The organism is Alteromonas infernus (assembly GCF_902705815.1).
This window is the reverse complement of the sequence record NZ_CACSIG010000001.1, coordinates 1-19,348: the sequence shown is the minus strand read 5'-3', so window position 1 is coordinate 19,348 and position 19,348 is coordinate 1. Positions and strand designations below refer to the sequence as shown.

The 19,348-nt window shown below is 44.2% G+C and carries 17 protein-coding genes and 1 pseudogene; 11 read left to right on the top strand and 7 right to left on the bottom strand.

Annotation, left to right across the window (positions count from 1 at the left end; genetic code table 11):
* From ACX5J7_RS00090 to ACX5J7_RS00075, 4 genes are all read left to right on the top strand, one after another.
* On the top strand, positions 1 to 544 hold a 544-nt coding region (locus ACX5J7_RS00090), incomplete at its 5' end, for a PfkB family carbohydrate kinase (protein ID WP_498705660.1).
* Positions 545 to 608: 64 nt separating this feature from the next.
* Positions 609 to 1,220 carry a bifunctional 4-hydroxy-2-oxoglutarate aldolase/2-dehydro-3-deoxy-phosphogluconate aldolase gene (eda, locus tag ACX5J7_RS00085; RefSeq protein ID WP_012519708.1) on the top strand — a complete coding sequence of 204 codons (612 nt, stop codon included), beginning with the start codon at positions 609 to 611 and terminating at the stop codon, positions 1,218 to 1,220.
* Between the two features lie 177 nt (positions 1,221 to 1,397).
* Complete coding sequence (locus ACX5J7_RS00080) at positions 1,398 to 2,594, top strand: hypothetical protein (protein ID WP_012519707.1); 1,197 nt, start codon at positions 1,398 to 1,400, stop codon at positions 2,592 to 2,594.
* A complete protein-coding gene (locus tag ACX5J7_RS00075) occupies positions 2,594 to 3,013 on the top strand; it encodes a hypothetical protein (protein WP_287151179.1) in 420 nt (139 codons plus the stop codon). The genes ACX5J7_RS00080 and ACX5J7_RS00075 overlap by 1 nt, the downstream gene beginning before the upstream one ends.
* A gap of 28 nt (positions 3,014 to 3,041) precedes the next feature.
* Here ACX5J7_RS00075 and ACX5J7_RS00070 read toward each other — a convergent pair whose 3' ends face one another.
* The gene (locus ACX5J7_RS00070; RefSeq protein WP_278383624.1) at positions 3,042 to 5,171 is read right to left on the bottom strand and encodes an EAL domain-containing protein; all 2,130 of its coding nucleotides are present in this window, start codon (positions 5,169 to 5,171) and stop codon (positions 3,042 to 3,044) included.
* Positions 5,172 to 5,668: 497 nt separating this feature from the next.
* Here ACX5J7_RS00070 and ACX5J7_RS00065 point away from each other — a divergent pair.
* Positions 5,669 to 7,112: pseudogene (locus ACX5J7_RS00065) on the top strand (DEAD/DEAH box helicase).
* Between the two features lie 74 nt (positions 7,113 to 7,186).
* Here the strand turns inward: ACX5J7_RS00065 and ACX5J7_RS00060 are convergent.
* The 5 genes from ACX5J7_RS00060 to ACX5J7_RS00040 all read right to left on the bottom strand — a co-directional run bounded on the left by ACX5J7_RS00060 (position 7,187) and on the right by ACX5J7_RS00040 (position 12,995).
* Entirely contained in the window at positions 7,187 to 7,909 is a 723-nt protein-coding gene (locus ACX5J7_RS00060) for a thioredoxin family protein (protein WP_232362875.1), read from the bottom strand.
* 213 nt (positions 7,910 to 8,122) lie between these two features.
* Complete coding sequence (locus tag ACX5J7_RS00055; RefSeq protein ID WP_278383625.1) at positions 8,123 to 8,710, bottom strand: hypothetical protein; 588 nt, start codon at positions 8,708 to 8,710, stop codon at positions 8,123 to 8,125.
* The gene (locus ACX5J7_RS00050) at positions 8,710 to 9,561 is read right to left on the bottom strand and encodes an MASE1 domain-containing protein (RefSeq protein WP_278383626.1); all 852 of its coding nucleotides are present in this window, start codon (positions 9,559 to 9,561) and stop codon (positions 8,710 to 8,712) included. The genes ACX5J7_RS00055 and ACX5J7_RS00050 overlap by 1 nt, the downstream gene beginning before the upstream one ends.
* Positions 9,562 to 9,608: 47 nt before the next feature.
* Positions 9,609 to 10,265, bottom strand: a complete 657-nt coding sequence (locus ACX5J7_RS00045) for a response regulator (RefSeq protein ID WP_012519700.1) — start codon at positions 10,263 to 10,265, stop codon at positions 9,609 to 9,611.
* A gap of 207 nt (positions 10,266 to 10,472) precedes the next feature.
* Positions 10,473 to 12,995, bottom strand: a complete 2,523-nt coding sequence (locus ACX5J7_RS00040) for a S8 family serine peptidase (RefSeq protein ID WP_474376806.1) — start codon at positions 12,993 to 12,995, stop codon at positions 10,473 to 10,475.
* A 477-nt stretch (positions 12,996 to 13,472) separates the two neighbouring features.
* Here ACX5J7_RS00040 and ACX5J7_RS00035 point away from each other — a divergent pair, with 477 nt between their 5' ends.
* From ACX5J7_RS00035 to ACX5J7_RS00015, 5 genes are read left to right on the top strand one after another with little or no spacing between them, the layout of a single operon-like run.
* Positions 13,473 to 13,985, top strand: coding sequence for a minor curlin subunit CsgB (locus ACX5J7_RS00035; protein ID WP_020744252.1), 513 nt, complete (start codon positions 13,473 to 13,475; stop codon positions 13,983 to 13,985).
* Positions 13,986 to 14,015: 30 nt separating this feature from the next.
* Complete coding sequence (locus ACX5J7_RS00030; RefSeq protein ID WP_498705654.1) at positions 14,016 to 15,461, top strand: curlin; 1,446 nt, start codon at positions 14,016 to 14,018, stop codon at positions 15,459 to 15,461.
* A gap of 54 nt (positions 15,462 to 15,515) precedes the next feature.
* Positions 15,516 to 15,908, top strand: coding sequence for a CsgE family curli-type amyloid fiber assembly protein (locus ACX5J7_RS00025; RefSeq protein ID WP_498705652.1), 393 nt, complete (start codon positions 15,516 to 15,518; stop codon positions 15,906 to 15,908).
* Positions 15,902 to 16,357: a curli assembly protein CsgF gene (locus ACX5J7_RS00020; RefSeq protein WP_023559884.1), complete on the top strand. Its 456-nt coding sequence runs from the start codon at positions 15,902 to 15,904 to the stop codon at positions 16,355 to 16,357. The genes ACX5J7_RS00025 and ACX5J7_RS00020 overlap by 7 nt, the downstream gene beginning before the upstream one ends.
* Positions 16,358 to 16,365: 8 nt before the next feature.
* Positions 16,366 to 17,127 carry a CsgG/HfaB family protein gene (locus ACX5J7_RS00015; protein WP_498705649.1) on the top strand — a complete coding sequence of 254 codons (762 nt, stop codon included), beginning with the start codon at positions 16,366 to 16,368 and terminating at the stop codon, positions 17,125 to 17,127.
* A 26-nt stretch (positions 17,128 to 17,153) separates the two neighbouring features.
* Here ACX5J7_RS00015 and ACX5J7_RS00010 read toward each other — a convergent pair whose 3' ends face one another.
* Positions 17,154 to 17,831, bottom strand: coding sequence for a helix-turn-helix transcriptional regulator (locus ACX5J7_RS00010; protein ID WP_498705647.1), 678 nt, complete (start codon positions 17,829 to 17,831; stop codon positions 17,154 to 17,156).
* Positions 17,832 to 18,230: 399 nt separating this feature from the next.
* On the opposite strand from ACX5J7_RS00010, the gene dld reads away from it, so the two are divergent.
* Positions 18,231 to 19,348 (top strand): D-lactate dehydrogenase (gene dld, locus ACX5J7_RS00005; protein WP_498705645.1); only part of this gene is annotated, 1,118 nt, incomplete at its 3' end.

The window sequence follows — 19,348 nt, the reverse complement described above, 5'->3', positions numbered from 1 at the left end:
CTACCAATGTACTGCTGAACAAATAATGTTCAAAGATCAACAGCCTCTAGGCAAACTTAAAGACAGCGGCACCCAAATAGTTTTCGACATGAACCATCGGCCAGCGTTGTGGAAAGGCAGAAACGATGCAAAAGCCTTATATGAAAAAGCGTTTGAAGTTGCAGATATCGCTTTACCAGGGCTTGAAGATTTTAACTTCTTATACGGGTTTGAATCAGTAGAGGAAATTGTTTCGTTTTTAGCCCCGTTTTCTTTCAAGCTGCTAGTTATTAAAAACGGAAGTCGCGCGGTAACACTGGTGGATGCCGAGGGGGAAGTCTCTGAAGTGGGATTGACGCCTGTCAAAAACGTCGTAGATACAACATCAGCAGGGGACGCTTTTAACGGTGTTTTCCTAGGTGCTTACCTCTCGGGCGAAAAACCAGAAAGCTGTGTTAAAAAAGCCGTCCAGTGTGCAGGCTTCGTCATTCAACATCCCGGGGCTATAGTGGATAAAGCATCCTACTCTGATTTAGTTTCATCCTTTTCCCCTTCGCTCGCTTAGCCCTGGAACGCGTTAACTAAAAAATTCAGGCCGAGATGGCCCGCTCAATATCAAGAGACGATACATGAAAAAGATATCAGAAGTTATGGGCAAGCAACAATTGCTTCCTATCATTCAAGCAGATAATGAAGCTGACGGCGTGGCGATCGCTCGCGCAATGTCAGAAGCGGGACTGACGACCGTAGAAGTGGTTTTGCGCACAGAGCACTCTGCGAAATGTATTAGCGCTATTAAAGCGGCGTTGCCGCACATGATTGTTAGTGCTGGTACCGTCATTGATAAAGCATCACTTGATGCCGCGATAAATGCCGGGGCAGACTTTATTGTTACACCAGCGGTAACTGAACGTTTGCTTACCATGCTAGTAGCATCGGGGTTACCTGTGCTTCCTGGTGTGTCAAACGTGTCTGATATTGTACTGGCAAGAGAACATGGCTTTAGAGAAATGAAATTGTTTCCAGCGTCACTATCTGGCGGCGCGGCTTTTCTAAAAGCCGTAGGAGGTTTGTTTAAAGACACACGATTCTGCCCAACCGGTGGAGTATCGCCCGACAACTTTAATGATTACCTTGCATTAAATAACGTATTTGCTGCAGGTGGTACCTGGGTTGCTAAACCGCAATGGGTTGCAGATAAGCAATGGGACCTTATTACACAGGCGTGCCTACAGGTTTAATAGGTAAAAGACAGAATAAAATAAAGCACGAAAAAGAGCCGGCATCGTTGCCGGCTCTTTTGTCTAAAGTCTCTATTGTCGATTTAGCAAACTACCACTATCATTTACTGATATGCCAGTTACGCTCTATCATTACAGTACGAAAGCCCTCTTATTGGCTGTTTAGAAGTTAATACAATGTCCTTAAACAAATCGTTACTAGCCGTGATGGCCACAGTCGCATGCTTATTCTCGTTAGAGGGAATGGGTGGCACTGACAAACTCGAACTTTCGGGCTTTGCCAGGGCGGTAGGTGGGAAGTTAGATACAAATCTTGCCACCTATGAAGGTTACGATAGTGGCGTCAGTTTTTCTGAAAAATCGCTTATTGCTGTACAAGCTGACTATGGGTTTTCATCAACGTTATCAGCTTCCGTTCAGTTTTTACTTCATACAGACCAAGACCGAAAGTCTGGCGTCGAATGGTTATATCTTACCTATGCCCCAGTCGAAGACTGGCAGTTTAACGTTGGTCGTTTACGAACCCCTTTTCTGAAGTATTCTGATGTTATTGACGTAGGGTTTGCATACCCTTGGATAAATGCCCCACAGCAGTTGTATAGCAGCTACATGTTTTCTCAGTACGAAGGGGTTAGTTCCCGCTATCGTGCAACGTTTGGCGACGCTGTGGTCGATTTTGAAGCGTATTATGGAGGCTATAAAGATAATCTCATCTCAAGTGGTATTGATGTTGAAGTTGAAGTAGATGAACTCTATGGCGGCGTCATAGAAGTGAATTACGGTGGTTTTCAATTGAGAACCGCGACAATCAAAGGTCCGAAGGTAGAAACATCAATAGATGAAATTGCGCCTCTCATTCAAGGGCTGAAAGCGGCAGGTTTTGACGATATCTCAGAGCGATTTGAAATCAATGACAGTGCTAGTGCTTTTCTTCTTGGCGCGAGCTATGACACGCTAAACTGGTACTTAAGCGGGGAATGGATGAAAGTATCATCTGATATCGACGTTCTGGCTAACTTAGAAAGCTTCTATGTTTCGTACGGTTATTACTGTGAAAGCGTGTTATTTCATATCACTTATGCCGCTTCAAATCAGTCAATTAATACCGTTGAGAATACGATACCCGTAGGTGTCACACCCGCGCTCGACCAGCTTTATTATGCGGTTGAGGAGTTAAATAGTTACTTTCCAACCGACGATCTCGATACGTGGACGCTCGGCGCAAGATGGGACGTAAAGACAAATGTTGCGCTTAAGGCTGAAGTCTCCTTTCTAGATGGCAAAGAAGGGAAAACCTCTTTTTTTGTAGTTGATGACCAGCGCTTTGATAGAAACGCAACGCTTTACCAAGTAGCACTCGAGTGGGTATTTTAATGTTTAGATACACGCTAATAGTGCTTTTGTTACTAGGGGCTCGCGCCGCAATTGCCCAAGACAATATTTGGGTTGTGGCTAATGTTTCAGAAAGTAGCTTAGCGTTTACTAAAGCAGATGTAAGAACGCTTTTTATGAATAATAGTTATACACAGGGTATGGGCTTACATCCGGTTGCTATGGCGCCCGGTAACCGGTCACGCTCCATTTTTAATGCCAAGATTATTACTCTGCCTGAATCTCGCATTCAATCTTATTGGGCACAAATGCGTTTTAGCGGTCGTATGACCCCACCGAAAGAGTTCGGTACGTTGGAAGCAATGCTAGCATATATTGCTAACAACAAAGGTGCCGTGGGGTATGTACCTGCTGAAACTGAATTGCCTGAACACCTAACTGTGATATACAAAAGCCTTTAATAAGCCTCATACAACGAAAGCGCCTTGCTTATAAGGCGCGCCTTCGTGAAGTAGCTAAAACGTCTTCAAGGGGAGTGGGTTTACTGTAAAGAAACCCTTGAAGCGCATGACACCCATTTCGAAGTAAAAATGCCGCCTGCTCTCGGGTTTCTACGCCTTCCGCACAGACCGAGAAGTTTAAGCTTTTTGCCATTTTTATAATGGTTTTTGTGATGAGTTCTGATTGCTCAGAAATGCCAATGTTGTTGACGAAGCTTCTGTCTATCTTCAATGTGTCGATATCAAACTTGGTCAAGTAGCTTAGCGATGAGTAACCGGTACCGAAGTCATCCAACGCAAGCTGACAACCATAATGCTTAATCGATTCGAAAAAGCTATTAGCCACGTTGAAGTTATTCATATACGCGGTTTCGGTAATCTCAATCTCAAGGTTTTTTGCCGGTAGCTTGTTTTCTCTCATTCCCTTCAATATAAATTGGGTTAAGCGTTCGCTATTTAAGTCTTGTGGACTCAAGTTTATCGATATAATAATTTGCGAACCGAAGGACTTGATTAAGCGGGGGGCTTCAATTTCCAATCGCTTTATAATCCACATACTAATTAATGAAATCTTGTCGGTTTGCTCTGCAATAGGAATGAATTCTGCGGGCGACACGTGACCGAGTACATCATCATGCCAACGCAAAAGTGTTTCGAACCCTATGATATTTTGTTCAGCGTCGACTTTTGCTTGATAAGCCAGATAAAACGCATCATTTTCTAATGCACTAGATAGACGGGTTGAGATGAGTACTTTCCGTTTAGTGTCGGCAAGCATTTCCTCGTTGAACCACATAAATCTCGCCTTACCACTGCCCTTGGCTTTGTACATTGCCACGTCGGCGTTGGTAATGAGGCTTGAAAGCTCATAGTTACAGTCACTGGCGAGGGCAAGCCCAACACTTACGCCTGAGTCTAATCGCAAGGTGTTAAAAATATGGGTACGAGACACTGCGACTACAAGCTTGGCAGCCATATCTTCTAGCGTCTTTGGGTCACCTATATCTGGTGCTATTATAATAAACTCATCGCCCCCCAAGCGACCTAGCGTATAGGCTTCGTCAAGCAGCTTGCTCATGATCACGCTTATATGTAATAAAAATTTATCGCCGGTATCATGGCCGAATGAGTCATTAATAGACTTAAAGCCATCAATATCCACAAAAAGAAGGCCAAGTTCACTACGGTTCGTTCGCGCCTTAGTCAGTTCACTAGACAGGATTTTCATTAAAAATTGTCGATTAGGTAAACCGGTGAGCGCGTCGAAATTGGCAAGGCGTTCCATCTGTGACTGCTGCTTTTCTAGCAATGCATTCTTTTGCTGATTGGCTTCAGATTCGGCCTGTATGTTGCCCATCATATTGTTAAAAGCGCGAGAAAGGGCAAGGGTTTCTACTCTCTCCGTTTCTTCTACTTTTACATCGTAATTTTTATCATCAACCACACTATCCATGGTTTTAATAAGGGTATTGAGAGGTCTGAACACCTTGCGTTGGGCTCTTACCGAGACAAGAAGAGAGAGGCAAATAAGAAAAACAACGGAAGGGGCAACTAAGGTGATATAGCGTTCTCGACTATCTCTTATGGCCTCTTGGAGATTGAAAATTAGGATAAACTTTCCAAGCGGGTATATGGGTTCACCTATTGTTTTCACCATTACCACTTTGTTATTAATGTGGTGTAGACCCAGTGCGAGGGCGGTGATCGAATTGACGTCTTCTAGCGCATTAGAGGCCTTTGATGATGTATCTATTTTAAAAATCTGGCTACCGTCTACGTTACTTTCAAATGCGTTAGGTTTAGCTCGCGCCTTCAAACCCGCTTGCCCGATGTAAACGTTCAATAACTCCCCTTGGCTATTGAAAATGTAAGCCGTTTCCGCATACTCATACTCATCTAGCCTAAGCAATACTTCAGTTTGATTAAAGCTGCCTGCAGGCTCATTGATATAATCAATAAGATCAACCGAGATATTTTCACCAATGGCATTAACTTCGGTAGATACAAATTCAATGTAGAGTTTTTCATAAACGTAAATTGATAAGGTAATGATCAACGCGCTAATAATCGCGATTGATGTGACAGTGTTGAAAGAAATTTGAGAACGAAGACTTTTCAAGAAAAAAACTCTAGTTGTCGTTGATACCGGAGGAAAGCGTGCATTGAGAGAACGTCAATCAGCAAAATTTAAAACATCTCCAATACCCATTGAGTATAGACGTTTTATCTTTTTTTCTTGTGTAATTCATCAGCAATTAGTCTAAAAAAGGCCGTAATACGATGCACTCGCAGGTGATAGATTTCTTTTTACACTTTTTTAGTAAAAGCGACGTTTTAAACAAATAGCTTTCTTTAACAAAAACAATGATTGGTAGAGTTGAACAAAAAATGCGCTGGTGGCGTGGGGCGTTTAGTGGTAGACTCCGCGCGCAATTTGTAAGAGTAAATACATACGTTCTTTTCTTGATTTCAAACACCAGTAAGCCAAGTTGGCGATGGCGTATCTCTTTAGGTTTCCCCAGTAATCTATAACCCCCGCGGTTAGCAATAAAGCACTAGCGCTTATACCTTGCGGTAGGCAACTTTTATTAAAATACCCATGACAGGAGTTTATTAATGTCATTTACCCAATTAGGGCTCGCTGAACCTTTGTTGAAAGCTATTGAAAAACGTGGGTTTAGCACACCATCACCTATCCAAGAAAAGGCAATTCCAGAAGTATTGGAAGGGAAGGATGTGCTAGCAGCGGCGCAAACGGGAACCGGGAAAACGGCGGGTTTCGGTCTTCCAATTCTACAAAGATTGATGTCGGGTCCAAAGGTGTCTGCAAATAACGTTAGGGCGCTTATTTTGACGCCAACTCGTGAATTAGCTGCCCAAGTTGAAGAAAGTATTTGCGCATTTAGCGAGTTTTTACCGTTAAAAACAGCCGTCGTATTTGGTGGTGTAGGCATTAACCCTCAAATGATAAAGTTACGCAAAGGCGTAGATGTACTTATCGCAACACCAGGCAGGTTGTTAGATTTATATCAGCAAAACGCGGTGAAGTTTTCTCAACTTGAAGTTTTGGTATTAGATGAAGCCGACAGAATGTTAGATATGGGCTTTATTCACGATATTAAGAGAGTGCTTAAACTGTTGCCTGAAGACCGTCAAAGCTTACTTTTCTCAGCCACCTTTTCTGACGAAATAACCACGCTGGCCAAAACCATTACACGCAATCCGGTAAGTATTTCAACCGCGCCGGCTAACACTACCGTCGATGCTGTAGAGCAGCATCTAGTGACCATTGATAAATCGAAAAAAACCCACTGCGCTTATTTGTTTGATAAAACAACAAAAGTGGGAACAGGTACTCGTATTTAGCCGCACAAAACACGGCGCCAACCGCATTGCAGAAAAGTTGACTCGGTCAAAAATTCCTAGTGCAGCTATACATGGTAATAAAAGCCAAGGGGCGAGAACAAAAGCCCTCGCTGATTTCAAAAATGGTGATATAAAAGTACTGGTTGCCACCGATATTGCGGCCCGTGGTATTGATATCAGTGAATTACCTATTGTGGTAAATCTTGATTTGCCAAATACGGCAGCTGACTACGTACATAGAATAGGCCGTACTGGACGTGCTGGTGCCAGCGGCCAAGCTTGGTCATTTGTTAGCGCCGAAGAGCTACAGAATCTTAAAGATATAGAGACACTTATTCAAAAATTGCTTCCTCGTGAAACGCTAGAAGGGTTTGAGCCTCAGCAAGTTGTACCGCCTACAACGCTATCTAAACCGAAAAAGCCCAAGAAAGCGAAAAAGCCGAAAGCCCCCCAAGGTGAAGGTAGCAGCCAGAGTGAAAAAGGCGCGCAAAGTAAAAGAAATGGGCAAAGTACAAATAACAGAAGCGGAAACGGTGGTAATCGCTCAAGTAAATCCAATGGACGAGGAAATACGAGTGGTAAACCTGTTAGGCAAAGAAATACTGGCTCTGAGGGCAATGGTACTCGTCGCCCATCAAAGCGCCGAAGCAGTAACGGGTCAAACCAAAGCAGTGCATCGAGTGCTAAGGCTTAAATAGACGAAACTAGCGGGGCTTAGTGTTGTACGAAGGCCTCGCAGCACTGCCGTTCTTTTGGGAGCAGGCAGCGTTAGTTTCGCTCCCAAGAGAAAGGATGGTAATGGCGAAGTGCTGGTTTAGTATTAACGCCGTTACCGCCTTCAGGATCTAGCGTTATTTCAGTTCGTTTTACTAAGACTTTTTGTAGTTCTGTACGAAACTTCTTCGTTTCTTTCCATAGTGAATTCAACCCGTCAGGCGTATTACCCGCTAAATCCTGCGCTAGCAGCGGGCCTAATGTATCATACGCAGCTTGAAGCCTCGCCGCTTGCTTTTTATTGTACGCACGTTCTTCTTCTGTTGCTTTCCAATGGATTAACTTCGCTTTTTGCGATGTTGTCATAGCTGGAAAGCGTGAGAAATACGCCATGTATTCTGCCAAAGGAATACTATCAGCGCGCCCCCAAATATCCATAGATGCTCTGTTTAATAAGGCGCCTGACTGGGGCTCAATAACCATAACGGTAGGCGTGGCGTAGTAAATTGGATAATCAAACCGCTCGGTAATATTTCTTCTGTCTTCTAGCGTTCCTACATCAACAAATACGGTTTCGTAATGGGCACGTAAGATAAGATCCATCTCTTTAGTTGAAAAGCGCTCAGCTAAGCCAGTGCTGTCGTGGCACCACTGTGCACCAAGCACAACTAATAGTAGTTTGTCTTGCTTAACTGCCCTTTGTTGAGCGCTCACAACATCTTGATAGGGCGAAGGAGAAGATATGTATGCATAAGGGGTTGTATCTTGCGTACTCACACAACCACCAAGTATAAAAAATGAAGCAATAACGATAAGCTGCCTCGAATTGGGTTTAATAAGGCCAGCTAAGCGGGTTAAAAAGCAGAAATTAACAAAAGGTATTTTATGCATAAGACTGTCAAAATATGTGTGAAATCAACGACAATGTAGCACAAAAGGAGGCAGAAAAGCGGTAATTAACCGTATCGGATTACCGCTTTGTCAGAAACGCTATGGCGTGACAGGAATTAACTTCATGTTGATGTTGCCAATGCCCTCAAAGCTTACCGTAGCGCTAGCCCCGGCAACGGTGTCGTGAACACCGGTGATAGCACCAGAACAAATCATACAACCTTTAGGTAGCGTAATGTTGCGTGCCGCAGCTTGATCAATTAAATATGCCACGGCAGCCATAGGGCCACGCAATACGTTGTTAGAAGGGGCAGAGTTAATATGTTCATTGTTGATAAATACAGAAGTCTGTATGTTCTCAATCACTGAATCCCATTGCTCGATAGGTGCGCCAACGACCATCCCTTGGTTAACCCCAAAATCGCTGATGATTGCAGTAGGTCCATAGCTATTTAAGTCTATTACCGGGCTTGAGGCTATTTCAACGCCGGCATAGACTGCGTTAATTAAGTGTTTAAGTGGCCCCTTAGTATCAATTGAACCTGGAGTAATTTCTTTTCCTAACTCGAATACTAGCTCAGCTTCAACAGCAACCATGCCGCCCGCGTATACTTCTAGTTCAACGAACTCATCATCGTTATGAGGGCGCCCAATGAAATGAGTGACCTTCTTAAAAACAGGGCCCATTAATCGCTCGCCACCCATTTGCTCACGTGATTCACCGAAGCGCCTAGAATAAGGCAGCTTACACACAGCGCGATGATATAAAATTGATGTTCAAGCGGAGACAAATCGCTTTGAATTGCCACAACAAAGGCGGTTACCCCCACTAATAAGCAGGATAAAGCGCTGCCCGTAACTGCATAGCGATAGGATAGGAACAACGCGGGGAATACAGCAAGGTATTTTACTTGGTAGCTAATATTCGTCCCGTGGCTATAGGCATAGCTACTTAGTAACAGCAAGAATAGCCAAGCGCCAATTATCCAATACAGGGTGGTGTTGACCCGGTGTAAGTGCTCACGATCGTATAATACAAAGAGAAGAGGGCACAGTACGATGAGGCCGACAAAGTCACCTAATGAGAAATCAAAAAGTAGGGGAAAAAACACCGTGATATCAGTTTGAAGCTCTATCGCCCTTCTTCCAATAAAGACGGCCCCAAGTACAACACTAATAATTAAACCGACCCCGAGTGTGGCAAGCGTGCTGTTTATGTTGCTGATATAAGGTGCTTTAAAACAGCGTCTGAAGATATAAACGCTAGTACAAAGTAAAGCGGGTGATAGGAGTAAATGAACAAGATACCACCCTAAGCTACCGCTTAAAAATGCGGTGTTATCGAGTATTCCACCAGGGTGAAATAAAACAAAGTGAGTGAGTTTTTCTGAAAAAAGCAGCATAGGCCAGCTTCGTAAGGGAAGTAGCATAAACGCAGCAAAGCGGACGCCTGCGGGCAAATACCAGCTTACCGTACTGGCAATTATTTCGAACTGGGTGCTGATTAGCCATACGCTGTGAAATAGGGCGGTGTACATCAACCCCATGAACAAAAACGAAGTGTTTATGTACGGTTTCAAACTCATCAAATGGTTTTGACTAATGCATCGTCATTAATGACATCGTAAACATCAAGGTAACCTATTTCCAATGCAATTCTTAGCAATCCGAACTGAGAGGTTACGTTTAGCTTTTTATAAATATTCGTTCTGTGAACCATGACCGTTTTGGGGGCGGTATCGATGTGGTAGGCAATTTGTTTGGGCTGAAACCCTTTTGCCAAAAGTAGAAAAATTTCTTTTTCTCTATCGGTGAGGAGCGAGGTTAAGCACTTGTCTCCAAATGCTAATTTCTTGCTAATATCAGAGCTTAAGTAGTTTTCATCTCTTTCCAGCGACTCTAATGAGTTCATTAACTCTTTCGTCGCTGCGTTTTTCGTTACGTAGCCGTCGGCTCCAAGTTCGAGCGCTTTGCTGATATAGCCGACATGTTCGTACATGCTAAGCATTAAGCATTTTACAAAAGGCGCTTGCTGCTTAATCTTTACGAGGGTGTCGAAGCCACTTTCATTTACCAGTGAGATATCCAAAATGGCGACATCGACTTCATCAAACGATGCGTAGGAGGGAAGCGCCCCTATCGAATCTACCGCATAAACAACGTGCCAGCCATACTCTTGTTCAATGAGCGCTTTGATTCCGTCCCGTACTATCTCATGATCGTCAATGATCAGTATATTCATGAAAAATTCTTGCTGATACTTAATGCATCTAGTTTACGTTGAATTTGGCTTATAGTGAATAAGCCGATGGCTTAGGCGCGTTTGCCTTTTAATTAAGTAAGCGCACAAAAAAGCCGGCCCTTCCATGGGCCGGCAGTTGCTCAATATGGGGTTTAACCTATATTTTGATTAAACAATATTTGGCATATCTCGCTAAAACAGAAAACCTTAAAGGTTTACCGTCACTGGCGCAGAGCATGCTGATGTTTCGTCACATACCATATAAGTATATTCACCAGGTTGAACACCTCGACTTCTGTCGCGATAGCGGCCAGTGTTGCTCACTTCCTCAAGCAATTCACCGTTGCGATAAATCATAACAGTATCTGCCATCGAGCCGCTGTAAGATAAGTCAACTCTTAGTGAACCGAAACGAGACAGCATAGCGCGGTCAATTTCTGCAACAATGTTGCTATCAGAAACGGCTACAGTTTCAGTAGCGACATCTGTCTGCCCCTCTGAATCAGTTACCGTTAGCGTGACATCGTAAGCACCAGTCCCCGCATATACGTGGGTAGGGCTTTCTTCTGTTGATGTGGCGCCGTCACCAAAATCCCAGCTATAGCTAACAATATCGTCGTTAACGTCACTGCTGTTGTTAGTAAAGCTGACCGATAAGCCAGAAGCACCGTAAGTAAATGCTGCGTTTGGCGGTGTTGGCCCCACTTCTCCAATGCCAGTAACGACTAGGCTCCAATCGTTTACTGTTCCGTTATCGCCATTAAAGGTATCAAGTACGTTCAGTGTCCAATCGCCTGTAGCAACTTCGCCGTTAAATGCGTCGGTATCGTAGCTTTCAACAATGTCGTCAGTGCCGCCGCCTTGGTTTTGGCGCAGAACGGTAGTTGTACCTTGAGGAGAAGTAAGCGAAAGCACCAAGTCACCGCTATAGGTATGAGTAATATTTACCGAAGCCTGCATACCGAATACGGTTAAATCATCTGGTATGTTAATAACAAGGTCTACGCCCACATCATCCGGATCTTCTTCGTTAGGAAGGGTTGGAACGGGGTCGCCCGAGTAATCATAAGGGAAGTCATTGAGACCCTGAGGGTAAACATACAAGTTTGCCGACTTGGACTTTTCAATCTCGCCACTTACGCCGTTAACGGTAAAGCTGTACTGTCCCCACGGCGTGTCTTCAGCGGTTTCAACCATAAGTAATACAGTATCGCCAGGCATCGCAGTGTTAGCACTTAGGGAAGCAATGTCGCTCTCTTCAGCAAGAGATAGCTGAACTTCTTCCTCGTAGCCAGCAATAGAACCGACTTCGATGGTGAAGGTATAAGCTTCGCCTGCTTCAATCTCAGCAGAGCCCGGCGTAATACCGAGCTTAAAGCCTGGCGTAGGATCTGCTTCTTCAAGGGCATTTAGCACATTCAACCGGTTGCCCGACACTGTGCGCCCGTCAGCCCATAGGCTGGTTTCACCGGTTGCCATCAATAACTCTTTCATTTCTGAAGGCGTAAGCTCTGGGTTTAGCGACCATACTAACGCAGCGGCACCAGCAACGTGAGGCGTTGCCATCGACGTACCTGAGTAAGCCGCATAACTATCGCCTGGAATTGTTGATAAAATTGCCGAACCCGGCGCGGCAATATCTACGGTTTCAATGCCGTATGAATAGCCACTATCGCTATCGTTACGCGTGATACTGGCAACAGCCATCAAGCTGTTAGTCGTCGTCACATAATTAGACGGGTAGTTATCGACGTTGTCGTTGTTTGACCCTGCGTTACCCGCTGCAGCAACGAACAGTATGCCTGCCTGCCCAGAGACTTCAATGGCAGTTTCTAGCGCTTCACTATAGCCGCCGCCACCCCAGCTATTATTGGTCGCTTTAATGTTTATGCCGCGGTTTTCTTTTAAGTCGGTAAAGTAATCAATACACTCTATAGCCCCTGCTGTAGAGCCTGTGCCATCGGCGCCTAAGAATTTACACGCAGCAATTGATACGTCATGGTTTACGCCCACCACGCCGATACCGTTACCGCCTACAGCACCAATGGTACCTGCGACGTGTGTACCGTGAGAGTCGTCATCAATCGGATCGGTATCTCCGTTTGCAGTATCGATACCATATACATCGTCGATATATCCGTTACCGTCGTCATCAATGCCGTTTCCTGGTATTTCGCCTGGGTTCATCCATGCATTATCAGCGATATCTTCATGGGTGTAATCAACACCGGTATCTATTACGCCGATCACCACGTCACTGTCACCGGTGGTGATATCCCACGCTTCTGGCGCATCAATATCCACGTCGTCTGTACCGCCGGCTTGGCCTGTATTGTTTAACCCCCACAAGTCACCGTAAGACGGGTCGTTCGGCACAAGAGCTTTACGGTACAGGTAATTTGGCTCTGCAATTTTAACGGCAGGGTTTTTCTTTAGTGTTTCAATAGCATCTTTAACTGATTTACCGCGAAGCTGGAGCTTAGCGATACGACCATTTAGAAGGTTCGAAAAGCGATCGTCAATTTCATCTCTATTGGCGTCGCTAATTCGAGCACCCACCGATGAACGGGCACGCATTTTTTCCGCTTTGCTTACATTCTCTTTGTAAACCACGATGACGCTATCATCGAAGATTTCGGCTGTTGCGGCATGTGCATGACTAGACGTCATTAGCGGAAGTAGGGCTAATGACAATGCTGAAAGGCCTGTTTTAAAAGGCTTTGTTTTCATAATTAGATTCCATAATTAGCAATAGTGCTGTTATCACGAAATCTTCTCGCTCGGTCTGATATAACTAACGGTTAAAACATATAACGCAAATTCACGAAGCTGCCACCTTTATCGTAAAAAATTGTATAAAAATACAACTTAACCACTAGGTAAACACGGTGGAAAAGATGAAAACTAGTACTTAACTATTAACTCCGCGTCACTCTTTTATGTGTTTCTTTCGAGTGAAAAACTCGAGTATATTTTTTCAACAACAAAAAGATAATTGTCTGGTCTTACCAATGGCGAAGATTGCTCATCGCCTCAGTGTGAAACTAGTACTATGGTATGACCTTTAATCGTTAAGACGCTGATTCGGCGAGTAGGACGTGTTTTGTACCTGTAATAAATACAACTTATTGGTGATAGATTCTAGCTGTTTTAAGGAGTGTTATAGAGGGGTCACCTTTGTTGTTAATCAAGGAAGTAGTCGTTCTCATGGACAAGAAGTTAGAGGTTAAAAAGCGCCAACTTGCTAAGAGTGTAGCGACCTTCAAGCGCGCAATATTCTTTGCTTTTATGGGGTGTAGTCTTCTAACCGTAAACCTTCCAACACATGCTCAACAGTCCGATTTATCAACAAGCTCCGACATGGTGGAATCTTCTCTTTCAATGAGTCTGAATGCCCAAGCTATTACGATAGATGATGAAACGGTCTTCATCTCTGTCAGCCAGTTTGGGTTAAATAACATAACTAACATCATTCAAAGCGGTAACGGCGCAAACCTATCAAATGTTGTTCAAAATGGCAGTAATAATGAAGCGATAATCACCCAACTTGGTGAGGGAAATGTCGTGAATTTATTGCAGCAAAACAACAACAATTACTTCGAGATTATCCAAGATGGGTTTGACAATGTTGCCAATGTTAATCAACTGGGTGAGCAGTCTTTTACTGTTTATCAGATAGGGAACGAAATGGTAATTAACATCACGCAATACAAAGAATGATGCAATTGCCATAGGGAGACGAACGTGAAAATGAAAAAAACAAAAATAGCGAGTGCATTGCTTTTAGTAGCAGCGACAGGGTGGGCGTCAGCTCAGGAAGTTCCAGCGAGCAAATCAGTCGACTTTAATGCTTCAGCGGATTTCATTGCTGCAGCAGAAGGTAATGAGATTACGCTAACCCAAACGGCGCCAGAAGGGAACGAAGTAGGTAATGAATCAGTTCTAAGCCAAGAAGGTGACCTTAACGCTATTGTGGTTGAGGTAATCGGTGATGCCAACGAAGTGCTTGCATCGCAAATGCAATCGGGTAACACCTTTTTTGCAAGCGTTACTGGTAACGGAAACTTCTTGGAGTCTGAGCAAGACAGTTTAGACAGCACGGCAGAGTTCGTTGTCGAGGGCGATGATAACCTAGTTTCACTTGTTCAATTAGGCGACGGCGGCCCCATTGGCTTTATCTTCAACCGCTCTATAAACAGCATAGCGGGGAGCGGTAACACATTATCTGTGTATCAAGGTGATGGTGGTAACTGGGCTAACAATGCGATTGCAGGAAACGATAACACTGTCTTTGTAGATCAAAGTGGCGACTGGCACGAATCGTATGTTCGCGAGTTAAGCGGTGATGCGAACGTTATCGATGTTATTCAAGACGGCTATTACAACGTGTCTGATTTAACCGTTATCGGCTCAGAAAACGAAGTTGAAATTGACCAAGATGGCGACCAGAACGCTGTGGGTTGGAGCATGGTTGGCGACGGTAATGTGCTAGAGTTTGAACAAGATGGAGATGGCAACGAGATTACCACAGGAGTATTTGAAGGCTCTGGCAATGAAGTTAATATCGATCAAATCGGTGACGTTAACTTAGCTACCGTAGAAACTATCGGCGGACAAGCGAATACGTTCGAAATTAACCAAGTGGGCGAAGGCAACACGGCTTATGCTGGCGTAATTGGCTTATTCAACGAGTTTGATTTAACTCAGGTAGGTGATGCCAATGAAATCAGCACAGTTAATTTCGATGGCCTGTTTAACACCGTTGAAATTGAGCAAGATGGCGATGCCAACTTGGCGTTAGCACAAGCTGGTATTGGTGATGCAACTTACTACGCTGATGGCAACATCATTGAAATGTCTCAAGAGGGTGTTGAAAATACGGCATCAGTTGAGTTGGCAAGCAACGTTACATCAAGCTACAACGAAATTATGGTTTCGCAAACGGGCGAGCTTAACTTACTAGACCTATTGGTTAACGGTGACGACAATATTGTTAGTGTTATGCAAGAAGGCGTAGGAAACTGGGTAACAGACGACGCGGGTGGTCAGTTCGTTATTTCTGGTGATATGAATACATTTGAAGTTACGCAAATGGGTAACGACAACCTAGTAACAGGTAGTATCACTGGCAATGGCGGCACAGTAAGTGTTACGCAGGTTGGTGACTACAACGTAGCTACCGTTGTTCAGATGTAAACCTACAGATGTAAAAGTGAGTAGCCGGGCGTTTGCCCGGCTATATTCAGTAAAATGAAGTACTTGTATTGTTTCTCTCTTATCACACTGCTTTTTAGTGTGTTCTTTTCTCCGATTCACGCAGAAGAAATTCGGCTAGGTGGACTGTTGCTCGATAACAGTATTAGCCGCCAAGGCCACGAATTTGCCTCTCGCATTAGCCAATACTGGCGAGAAGTCCCAGACAGTTCGGGTAAGAACCTTGTTGTTAAAGAAATTATTGTTCCACAAGCGGGTACTCTTCTTTCGGTGATTTACGACAATAGAGTGGTTTATCAAACGTACATGGGGCGCAGACAAGTACCGTTAGATGAGAAAGTTCAGCAGGCTATCGTTTTAGTATTAGACGCTGTCGCGAACGCAAGTATAGATAGTAGAAGCCCAGATTTAGCAGGGGATGAATGGTAATGAAGAAAAGGACGTTAATCACCGCATTAATAACCTTGGGGGCTGTATTTCAGTTCAGTGCCTTTGCGACAGAGTTGGTCTATGAGCCTATTAACCCATCGTTTGGTGGCAACCCACTTAATGGGTCATTTTTACTTAGCAAAGCTAATTCACAGAATGCGCATAGCGCACCGCTAAGTGAGCGCTCTTATGATGAACGCCTACAAGAGTCTCTTGAGCGTGCGTACATTAATCGTATTGTTCGCGAAATTACTGACATCGCCTTTGGCGAGCAGGAATATGACGAAGATGGAAATCCCATAGATAGCATATTTAACCAAGACAGCATATTCGTCAGTGGTGATTTTCAGGTAGAGCTGATTACCAGTAACCCTGATAGCATTGTAGTGAATATTACTAACCTGCTAACAGGTGAAGTTACGGTTGTCGAAATTCCACGGTTTGGGTAGGGAAACACATGAGAAGTACCGTATTTTTATTATTGGCTATAGCACTTTCTGGCTGCCAATCAATTACCAACACGCTGCCGCCAGATACGACTGCGGCAGGGATCATTGAAGACAGCGAAACCCTATCGGAAGTAAAAAGCTTACCCGCACCTATGGGGCAAATCCCCGTTTCGGTTTATGCGTTCAGAGACCAGACAGGCCAGTACAAACCCAGTACGGGGGCCAGTTCTTTTTCTACCGCTGTAACGCAAGGTGCTACGTCGATTCTTGTTCAAACCTTGAGTGAAACATCGTGGTTCTTACCTGTAGAACGTGAAGGTTTACAAAATATTCTTACCGAGCGAAAAATTATTCGTGCAGATGAAAACAACGGTAGTGATTTGCCCCCGCTTACTACGGCTAGAATCATTATTGAAGGCGGTATAATCAGCTACGATACGAACATTCGTACAGGGGGCGCTGGCGTGGAATATTTTGGCATTGGCGCAAGTGAACTATTCCGTGAAGATCAAATCTCCATTTATATGCGGGCGGTTGATGTAAGAACAGGGCAAGTCTTAGTGTCGGTTTCTACCTCTAAAAAAGTCTTGAGCCAAGAAGTAAGAGCTGGGCTCTTTAGGTATGTATCGCTAAAGCGCCTGCTTGAAGCTGAGACAGGGTATACTACCAATGAGCCTATGTTCGAGTGCGTTAAGCAAAGTATAGAAAAAGCGGTGACCGAATTGGTACTGCAGGGCATGGAAAAGGGCGTATGGCGCGCTAAAGCGTAGGCGCCACACGCACGTAAGGAGAGTACTTAATAACTTACTTGCTGTGGCTGACTAAACTGATGGTCGAACCACTTAATGAGCTCTACGCGGTTGCGGCAGTCAGTTTTCCTGAAAATGCTGTACACATGAGTTTTCACCGTATTGACGCTGATGTGTAAACAATCCGCAATCTCTTGATTTTGCGCGCCATCTGCAATTTTGCGCGTAATGGCTAGCTCTCGTTTGGTTAGGACTGTAGTTGACGATTGAAGCGCAGCAACCGGCTTAGTTTTTGGCACTAAATTGGCATCAATATAACGGCTCATAATTTCGCGACTAAACCATTTGTTACCTGCCTGAACCTGCTGAACACCTCTAACTAACAACTCTAAACTATCTTCGATATGAAAAACCCCATTGATGCCGTGCTGAAGTGCCGCGTAATGAAAATCGATGTCGGCTTGTGGAACATTGAAAATAACTTTATTCAAATCGGGATAATCATTAACAACGGGCAAGTTGAGCATGGCGATTGAGTCGCAATACTGGGCATCTATAAAGAAGGTATAGGTATTGTTTAAAACGCTACGTGGTGGGTGTATAGCACCACTGGTAACGCTGAATCCACACGACGGTAAAATACTAAGGAATCGTTCATAAGCTTCGTCCCTTCTTGTATTTTCGCCGTAACTATTTCTTGTTAGTACGAACGCGTGATTTGACATGAAAGCTCCTTTTCGTGATTGTCAACCTTACGAACTATACAAGGTCTTTACAATACTCCACTAGCCTTACTTGACCGTCCAAAGCGTAACAAAATGTTACAGTGAAAAAGACCTGTAGACTTGGCTTAAAAGCCTCATGGCTTAACTCTTTGAATCTCATGCCATACCTGGTGTCTATCGACTTTATCAACACCAAACAGTTAAGCGTTTGAAATAAATAAAGTAGCCGAAAAATGCCATGGAAATTAGCCGGCGTAATAGCAGTAATGACATCTGCATAATGCATTAAATATAAGTAAATTATCTCTAGAAAAAGCGCTCGCCCCCTTTGTTAAAATTGGCGTTAGTGTATAGTTCATCACCACATTATTTCTTCCCATTTGAAACATAGAGAGAGCCATGACCGTAAATGTTGACACTCAGTCTTTGATTGCATCTATGCGAGATGTAGTAGGGCAAGCCTATTTGTTAACTGATCAAGCGAAAAAGCAACCGTACACCAAAGGGTTTCGCTTTGGTGCTGGTGAGGCGCTTGCGGTCGTGCGACCCGGTACGCTTGTCGAAATTTGGCGAGTGCTCAAATTATGTGTCGAAGCCGACGTTGCAGTTATCATGCAGGCAGCTAATACCGGCCTAACCGGTGGTTCTACGCCAGATGGTAAAGACTATGACAGACCGCTGGTTATTATCAGCACCATGCGTATTGACGACATACAGCTAGTGGATAGCGGTAAGCAAATTGTAGGGTTAGCGGGCAGTACCCTTTTTGGACTAGAAGAAACGTTAGCGCCTTACGGGCGCGAGCCACACTCGGTGATTGGCTCATCATGCATTGGCGCATCTATTGTGGGCGGTATTTGTAATAACTCTGGCGGCGCATTGGTTAAACGGGGTCCAGCGTACACCGAACTTGCGCTTTTCGCGCAAATTGACGCCAACGGCGATTTATCTCTGGTTAACAACCTAGGTATTAACTTAGGGAGTGAACCGGAAGAGATATTGAATAACCTTGAGAACAAACGTTACAAAGAAGCTGACGTTCAGCACCCTGACGCTCGTGCATCAGACAACGAGTATGATGAACGAGTTCGAGACGTTGATTCAGAAACACCTTCTCGCTTCAATAATGACGGCAGAAGACTTCATGAAGCTTCAGGCTGTGCAGGTAAACTCGCGGTGTTTGCCGTGAGACTAGACACTTTCCCTATACCTGAAAAGAAACAGGTGTTTTATGTAGGGTCTAAAGATGCTGCGGTTTTCACTAAAGTGCGTCGCGACATACTTTCTACATTTAAAAACTTACCTGATTCAGGCGAATATCTGCACCGCGACTGCTATGACGTATCTAAAAAGTATGGCAAAGATATGTTTATCGTTATCAGTAAACTTGGCGCGAAATTTATTCCGAAGCTATTTGCTTTTAAACGCAAGTTCGATGCATTTACCGACAAACTTGGTTTTCTACCCAACAAAATGTCAGACCGTGTTATGCAATATATGAGCTACTTGTTCCCAAG